This window comes from Agriterribacter sp. (assembly GCF_035497235.1).
Lineage (GTDB): Bacteria > Bacteroidota > Bacteroidia > Chitinophagales > Chitinophagaceae > Agriterribacter.
On sequence record NZ_DATJEB010000054.1, the window covers coordinates 106,004 to 112,990 of the forward strand.

Here is a 6,987-nt window from a genome sequence, read left to right on the forward strand (position 1 = left end):
GTTACCAGCACTCTTTTGAAATAAATGAATGAGCAAGAAAGCGGTTGCGGCAAACAAAATACTTAAAAAAGGAAACGCCTTTTTAATGTCTGCCGGTACTGTAGCGTCTCTTAGTCCGCTCAAAGAAGTACAGTTATTTACCATACTGATTGTAGAAGAACTTTCTGACGGAACAGGCAGGTTCAACGAAATCTTAACCGCCCGTTTTAACTGGCATGGCAGCAAAAAAGCAAGCATGAACGCTACGCATGTAAAAGCAATTCTGAGTGTGTTATGTAAGTGAGATTTAGTAATTATTTTATGTTTTTTGCAAGGGTACAACTTATTTATTTTTTTGAATCCGAAGGTTTGTTAAATATAAAAACATGCAGGTTGATCTATTTCTTTAACGAACGCTGCAAAATGTTTTTTCTATGCAATATTCCCCACTTCTTTAACGATTCAATTACCTCATTAAGCGATTTACTATGCTGTGTTAAGGCATACGTAACTTTAACAGGGTAAGCGTCTTCCACCGTGCGTTTTACAAGCCCGTTTATCTCCAGGTCGCGCAGTTCCTTGGATAGCATTCTGTCGGTAATGCCATGCACCTCTTTCGATATTTCTCCGAAACGCTTTTCGCCGAAGGTTAACGCTACAATGATGGGAAGCTTCCATTTACCATTTAAAACATCTAATGCATCCCTTATCGGGCGTAACATCCCCATACATTCTGAGTGCACGGGTTCCACCGGTTTCTTCATTGTTTTTTGTCTGGCTATCATATAGTATAGTGCTATACATTGGTATAGTACTTACAAAGGTATAGTAAATAATGGTAAATTTGCAGTAATGAATTAAAGTTGAATATATAACATTAAAAGAAAATACTATGACCACCAAAAGAAAACTAATTAACGTTCAAACTCCCCAGCCTCGTCCGGGATTTTTGGGGGCAGGACATACAGCCCGCGCTGTTATTCAAACCGACTACAAACAAAGTGACCCTTTCATTGTATTAATGGATGATATGCTTGATAAGAAAGATGAAGTGCCAGTGGGTGGACCACATCCACATGCCGGTTTTGAAACTGTTAGTTTGTTGATTGAAGGCGAAATGGGTGATGGCGCTCATAAAATGAAAGCTGGCGGTTTGCAGATAATGACAGCAGGTAGCGGAGTTGTTCACACGGAAACAATTGATAAGAAAGTCAAAATGCGTCTTATGCAGTTGTGGCTAAATCTCCCAAAAGATAAAAGATGGACTATGCCAAAGCTGCAGGATTTATCATTGAAGGATGTTCCAATAGTATCTGAAAATGGATTGAACATAAAGATTTACAGCGGTTCATTTGCAGGCGTTACATCACCTGTATCCAATTACGTTCCCCTGATACTTGCAGACATTCAAATGCAGGCAGGCATATCAACGCTGCAAAATATTCCATCATCCTTCACTACTTTTTTATATGTATTGGAAGGAAGTTTAAAAGCAGGTGACGATGATAAAATTATTAGTCAAAACCAGGTTGGTTGGCTGGATAGATATACTGACAACACTTCAAGTGAATTAAGATTGACTGCCGGTGATACCGGAGTTCGTTTTCTTTTATATTCAGCACAACCACAGGGCAATCCTATCGTTTCTCACGGACCCTTTATTGGAGACAGTCAGGAAGATATTTCACGACTATACAGCGAATACCGTCAAGGCAAAATGAATGACATTTCATTTTTTACAAAGGCTAACTAATACCTGAAATAAAACCTCACTGTTAGCAATGAACAGTACGGCAGCCGTTAACCACATACAATTTAAAAACAAAAAAAATGACAACAACCAAATGGGCAATAGACCCCACACATTCTGAAATTCAGTTTAAAGTAAAACATTTAATGATCTCAACCGTAACAGGGCAGTTTAACCAGTTTGAAGGGAATATAGAAATGGAAGCTGAAGATTTTGCTACGGCCAAAGGGCTTTTTACCGCAGACGTAAATTCTATCAGTACCAATAATGAACAACGGGATACGCATTTAAAGAACAGTGATTTTTTTGATGTTGAAAATCATCCTCAGTTGATTTTCGAAACGGAAAAAGTAGAAAATACAGATGAGGAAGCGTATAAGGTTCATGGCGTGCTGACCATGAGGGGCATAAGAAAAAACATTGTGCTGGATGCTGAATTTGGCGGAATTACAAAAGATCCCTGGGGCAATACCCGCATTGGCTTTTCGCTGAGCGGGAAAATAAACCGTAAAGATTTTGGCGTAAGTTTTGGCATGTTTACGGAAACAGGAGGCATTGCATTGGGTGAAGAGGTAAAACTACTGGCCAATGCGCAGTTTGTAAAACAAGCAATAGCAGAACCCGCCACAGTATAAAAGGCGTTAGATTTATAGTGTCCTTCTTTTTAGAAAAAAGCAATTAAAATATCAAAGGGTCGTATGTTGATATGGCGGCATATCATCACTGCAAAAAACCCGGCGAACTAAAATGACAATGAAGCGAAAGCATATACCGTATTCCATATTAGAATTGGCGGCTGTTTCCAACGGAAGCACCGCGACAGAAACCTTTGAAAGGAGCCTCCACCTGGCGCAACAGGCAGAAGCTTTTGGTTACCATCGTTTTTGGCTGGCAGAGCATCACAATGCTATTGGCATTGCCAGTTCGGCTACAGCGGTACTGATTGGCTACATAGCAGGTGGAACAAAAAAGATAAGAGTAGGTTCCGGCGGGATCATGCTGCCCAATCACTCACCACTTATCGTGGCCGAGCAATTCGGCACTTTAGGGTCACTTTATCCCAACCGTATTGATCTGGGACTGGGAAGGGCTCCCGGCACAGACCAGGTTACAGCTCAGGCCATCCGCGCCGACAGGATGCAGTCGGTGTATAAATTTCCGGAAGAAATAAGCCAGATTCAACAATATTTTTCACCGGCAAACAGTGCTGCCAAAGTACGGGCTACGGTTGCTGAAGGGGTGGATGTTCCCCTGTACATTTTGGGGTCCAGCACCGACAGTGCACATTTGGCGGCAGCAAAGGGGTTGCCTTATGCTTTTGCCAGTCATTTTGCAACTACCCATATGTTTGAAGCGCTCAATATTTATTACAATAATTTTCAACCATCGGAATTTTTGCAGGAGCCTTACACCATTGCCTGTATCAATGTTATGGCAGCAGATACAAACGAAGAAGCGGAAAGAATTTCAACTTCTTTGATCCGGATGTTTCTTGCTGTTTTTACAGGAGTTTCCGCATACCTCCAGGAACCCACCGAAATGACGCCCGAACTGCGAGGGCTATTGGAAAACCCTGCTTTACAGCAAATGTTGAAGTACAGTTTTGTGGGCAACAGGGAAACAGTAAAGAAAAAAACCGAAACCTTTTTAGCGCAAACGGGAGTGAATGAAATCATGGTTGTTTCCAATATATACGATCATGAAGACAGGGTGAAGTCTTACAGGATATTTGCTGAAATAATGAAGGAAATATAAGTGAAGAGACGGGAATATCAGAGGCGTATAAATAGGGTTAGGGTAAGCATAAATTATTAAAGATATAGCTACGAATTTCAGCGTCCTGCGGGCAGGATGTTTTTTGTATACAACAGTTTGCTTTACCACGAACACACGAATAAACCTTTTTTCGGTTCATCGTTCATTCGTGTATCTGTGGCTTTCCCTTTCTAAGAATATCAGGAATTATTCAGGATAATTTTTGCAACAGGAATAATTTGTTGTACAGAATGCCCGCCTGAACGGACGGGCAGGCACAAATAAACATTCTTGCATTCGTGGCAAGAAATACGTCATTTTATGATAAACATGACACTAGCTGAGTGAAGGCAAAGCCTTCTCAATCTCTGCTCTTGACGATTCGTACTGCTTTGGTAGTTTGAGGTGAGTGCCCAGCTCATTCAACTGTTCATCCCTCGTAAACCCGGGATTATCTGTAGCCAGTTCAAACAACACGCCGCCGGGCTCACGGAAATATAAAGAGAAGAAATAATCACGGTCAATTTTTGGCGTAATGCTTAAACCCCTTCCGGCAATTTTTTCACGATACGCCATTAAAATAGTATCATCCTTTACCCTAAAAGCAATATGATGATTGGTTCCTGCAGCATTATAACCGCCGGCCGTACCGGGCAATTCCAATATGTCTACGATAGCTGCATTCTCAATAGCATCTGTAATAAAACGATAACGGTTGCCATCCTGTTTCAGCAGTTTGTAACTCAATATATCCGTCAGTATTTCAGCAGTGGCTTTTATATTTTTCAGGGTCAGCGTAATATTGTGAAAACCTTTTGTGGCCACATCCGCTTTTACTTCTTCCATTTCCCATGGCTTTCTTATGTCGTCATTATTGGAAACAATAAGATCAATATTCAAACCATCGGGATCCCGGAAAGCAAGATATTGCTCACCAAACCTTTCCGCCGCTTCACTATGTTTTATATTAAATTTTTTAAAGCGGTCTGTCCAAAATGCAAGACTGTTTTTTGGAACGGAATAACCGATATCCGTTGCCATCCCTGTACCTGCTCTCCCCTGCCCGATTCCCTCCCAGGGAAAAAAGTGAGTATGCTTCCGGGTATTCCTTTTTCATCGCCAAAATAAAAATGATAGGTGCCGGGATCATCAAAGTTCACGGTTTTTTTAACCATTCTTAAACCAAGCACCTTTGTATAAAATTCATAATTGCGCTTTGCATTACCTGCAATGGCCGTGATGTGATGAAGACCCAATATTTTATTTTCCATGATCAGGTTTTGAAATTGTTTATAAAGGTGTCGGTATTTTATTGCAGATGGTATTTCAGCTCCATAGGAGCCTCCTGCAAATAAGCTAATCAAAAAAATCAAACAGGTATTTATCTTCAAAAGATATATCAAATTTTTTAAGGAGCGTTGTGTATTCTTCCCGGAAGGTTGTTTTTTTATGATGCTCCTCCTGGTTATTTCACGGCTTAAACATTTCCATAAACATTCGATTCTCCGCCATCAATTGCAATGGTTTGTCCATTCAAATAAGACGCATCCTCACTTAACAGAAATGCAACTACTTTGGCTACCTCGTGCGGTAAGCCCAATCGCTTGACAGGGTTACGCTGAGCATATTCTGTTTCTGCCGCTTTTGGGTCAGTTGGATTAACTTGTCTGAAGGCTTCAGCAACCATTGGTGTAAGTATTGCACCAGGTGCAATAGCATTTGTATTGATCCCGTCCCGGCCGTATTCAAGAGCGGCATTTTTTGTCATGCCCGAAACCGCATGTTTACTGGCAACGTACGGCATTTGATTTAGCACACCACGGATGCCACCAACAGATGCAACGTTTACAATACGTCCATATTTTTGTTTCTGCATAACAGGAATAACATAACGCATGGCGTAATACACGCCCATCAGGTTGATATCAATAACTTTTTTAAAAACGTTCACATCATACTCAGTAATGCTAGCCTGCTTACCTTCAATACCTGCATTGTTGTATAAACCATCAATGCGGCCAAAGGCTTTTACGGTTTCATCTACATAATTTTTTACGGCATCTTCCTGGGAAACATCGGCCACAACGGTAATGACTTTTACATCAGGGAATTCTTTATTGAGTTCTGCCCTGGCATCATCCAAACTTTTTGCATTATAATCTACAAGAGTGAGATTGACTCCCCGTGAAGCAAGTTCTTTTGCGGTTGCAAGACCGAGTCCCATTGCAGCACCTGTGATGATGACTACTTTACTTTCTAATCTTTTCATGATTTTATTTTTAATTTGTGATTTAAAATTATGCCCCAAGCTATTGTTTCTTCGCCAGGTTGATCCCTGCAAAACCTCCGTCCATAACTACCATTTCTTTTTTCATGATTAACTTTTTAAATGTTTTATAGCAACAACTATGCTTAGTTTCTTACTTTCCATAAAACACCGTTCTTCGAATCATGCTTTCCTATCTTTTGCTGCAGGTACAAATCATTTAAAAAAACTGCTGCATCTTCTTTGGGCTTATTAGCCAGTACAGCAAATTCCTTGGTAGTAAGTGTAGGATAATGGCCGAAAAGGTTTTCCCAGGATGAGTCAATGCTCTTTTTTACGGCGCCAGGATATAGTTTCAGTAAAGCCTGTTCGTAGTGTTCGTAAGATTTGGAACCATACACCAAAAACCGGTTATTGTCTTCATCGGTAAAAAATATACCTGGAAAACCTCTCACGCCCAATTGCCTTGCCAGCGCGAGGTCTTCTTCAAATAATGCTTTCGCGCTGTTTTCAAAATCATTTTTAAATTTTGCAGTATCCAATCCTGTTTCTATAGCAGCCTGCAGCAGGTGTTCCCATTTGGTAATATTCTTCTTCTCCAGAAACACCATTTCCTTTATCCTTCTTAAAAATTTCATTCCTTTTTCCGCTCCCTGCAATTGCGCGGCTTTAAAGGCAATGGAAGGCGGATAGGAGGATGTCAAAGGATCTTCTATCCACAGATCGCCATCAATGGGCATATCGTAATAAGCACTTGCTTCGTCCCAATGTTGTGCAACGCTTGTTGGTCCGCTCACATCTTTTCCGCTATACACATCCCATCCTTTCAGCAGGCCACCCATTCTGTATTCTATATCAAAATATTCGCCGTATTCCAATTTCAGCTTTCGCAGTTGCGGTTCAATACCCCAGCAGGATGAACAGATCGGATCGGTAAAATAATGGATACGAACTTTATGTTGTTTGGCGGCAGCATTGATATCATTACGGGATGTAAGCGCCCCAGGTATTTCACAAATACCCGTTTCGGAATCGCACATCATCGGATTGATTTGTTCTATGTTATTCATCTCATTCGTTTTTTTCAATAATAATAAAAGTTGATATAGCAAAGGTACAGCCACCAAAAAGCCGCGCCATTGCGTACGGACAATAAATGGCATAGACAAACGTCAATGAAAACGCCTGATAAATATCAATACCTTAATATCAGTGGGTTAATGATCTGTTGCAGGAT

General features: G+C 40.7%; 9 protein-coding genes. 4 read left to right on the forward strand and 5 right to left on the reverse strand.

Features of this window, described 5'->3' with window-relative positions; genetic code table 11:
• The first annotated feature begins 28 nt into the window (after positions 1 to 28).
• Positions 29 to 283, forward strand: a complete 255-nt coding sequence (locus VL121_RS20285; RefSeq protein ID WP_325408443.1) for a hypothetical protein — start codon at positions 29 to 31, stop codon at positions 281 to 283.
• Between the two features lie 94 nt (positions 284 to 377).
• Here the strand turns inward: VL121_RS20285 and VL121_RS20290 are convergent, their stop codons facing one another.
• Positions 378 to 701: a winged helix-turn-helix transcriptional regulator gene (locus VL121_RS20290; RefSeq protein WP_325408444.1), complete on the reverse strand. Its 324-nt coding sequence runs from the start codon at positions 699 to 701 to the stop codon at positions 378 to 380.
• Positions 702 to 871: 170 nt separating this feature from the next.
• Between VL121_RS20290 and VL121_RS20295 the strand changes: the two genes are divergently transcribed.
• The 3 genes from VL121_RS20295 (at position 872) to VL121_RS20305 (ending at position 3,484) form a co-directional block, all read left to right on the forward strand.
• Positions 872 to 1,732, forward strand: coding sequence for a pirin family protein (locus VL121_RS20295; protein WP_325408445.1), 861 nt, complete (start codon positions 872 to 874; stop codon positions 1,730 to 1,732).
• A gap of 77 nt (positions 1,733 to 1,809) precedes the next feature.
• Positions 1,810 to 2,364 (forward strand): YceI family protein, encoded by a 555-nt coding sequence (locus VL121_RS20300; RefSeq protein WP_325408446.1) that lies wholly within the window; start codon positions 1,810 to 1,812, stop codon positions 2,362 to 2,364.
• 118 nt (positions 2,365 to 2,482) lie between these two features.
• Complete coding sequence (locus VL121_RS20305) at positions 2,483 to 3,484, forward strand: LLM class flavin-dependent oxidoreductase (protein ID WP_325408447.1); 1,002 nt, start codon at positions 2,483 to 2,485, stop codon at positions 3,482 to 3,484.
• A 336-nt stretch (positions 3,485 to 3,820) separates the two neighbouring features.
• Here VL121_RS20305 and VL121_RS20310 read toward each other — a convergent pair whose 3' ends face one another.
• The 4 genes from VL121_RS20310 to VL121_RS20325 form a co-directional block, all read right to left on the reverse strand.
• Positions 3,821 to 4,525 carry a ring-cleaving dioxygenase gene (locus VL121_RS20310; protein WP_325408448.1) on the reverse strand — a complete coding sequence of 235 codons (705 nt, stop codon included), beginning with the start codon at positions 4,523 to 4,525 and terminating at the stop codon, positions 3,821 to 3,823.
• The gene (locus tag VL121_RS20315; RefSeq protein ID WP_325408449.1) at positions 4,447 to 4,755 is read right to left on the reverse strand and encodes a VOC family protein; all 309 of its coding nucleotides are present in this window, start codon (positions 4,753 to 4,755) and stop codon (positions 4,447 to 4,449) included. Before VL121_RS20315 ends, VL121_RS20310 begins: the two co-directional genes overlap by 79 nt.
• Before the next feature lie 206 nt (positions 4,756 to 4,961).
• Positions 4,962 to 5,753: a glucose 1-dehydrogenase gene (locus VL121_RS20320; RefSeq protein ID WP_325408450.1), complete on the reverse strand. Its 792-nt coding sequence runs from the start codon at positions 5,751 to 5,753 to the stop codon at positions 4,962 to 4,964.
• Between the two features lie 143 nt (positions 5,754 to 5,896).
• The gene (locus tag VL121_RS20325) at positions 5,897 to 6,820 is read right to left on the reverse strand and encodes a ClpXP adapter SpxH family protein (protein ID WP_325408451.1); all 924 of its coding nucleotides are present in this window, start codon (positions 6,818 to 6,820) and stop codon (positions 5,897 to 5,899) included.
• Positions 6,821 to 6,987 lie beyond the last annotated feature (167 nt).

What these genes read in the sequence shown, in the direction of transcription:
- VL121_RS20325 (WP_325408451.1), bottom strand. Translation starts at nt 6,820, where the DNA reads ATGAATAACATAGAACAAATCAATCCGATGATGTGCGATTCCGAAACG.
- VL121_RS20295 (WP_325408445.1), top strand. Translation starts at nt 872, where the DNA reads ATGACCACCAAAAGAAAACTAATTAACGTTCAAACTCCCCAGCCTCGT.
- VL121_RS20305 (WP_325408447.1), top strand. Translation starts at nt 2,483, where the DNA reads ATGAAGCGAAAGCATATACCGTATTCCATATTAGAATTGGCGGCTGTT.
- VL121_RS20320 (WP_325408450.1), bottom strand. Translation starts at nt 5,753, where the DNA reads ATGAAAAGATTAGAAAGTAAAGTAGTCATCATCACAGGTGCTGCAATG.
- VL121_RS20285 (WP_325408443.1), top strand. Translation starts at nt 29, where the DNA reads ATGAGCAAGAAAGCGGTTGCGGCAAACAAAATACTTAAAAAAGGAAAC.
- VL121_RS20300 (WP_325408446.1), top strand. Translation starts at nt 1,810, where the DNA reads ATGACAACAACCAAATGGGCAATAGACCCCACACATTCTGAAATTCAG.
- VL121_RS20315 (WP_325408449.1), bottom strand. Translation starts at nt 4,755, where the DNA reads ATGGAAAATAAAATATTGGGTCTTCATCACATCACGGCCATTGCAGGT.
- VL121_RS20310 (WP_325408448.1), bottom strand. Translation starts at nt 4,525, where the DNA reads ATGGCAACGGATATCGGTTATTCCGTTCCAAAAAACAGTCTTGCATTT.
- VL121_RS20290 (WP_325408444.1), bottom strand. Translation starts at nt 701, where the DNA reads ATGTTACGCCCGATAAGGGATGCATTAGATGTTTTAAATGGTAAATGG.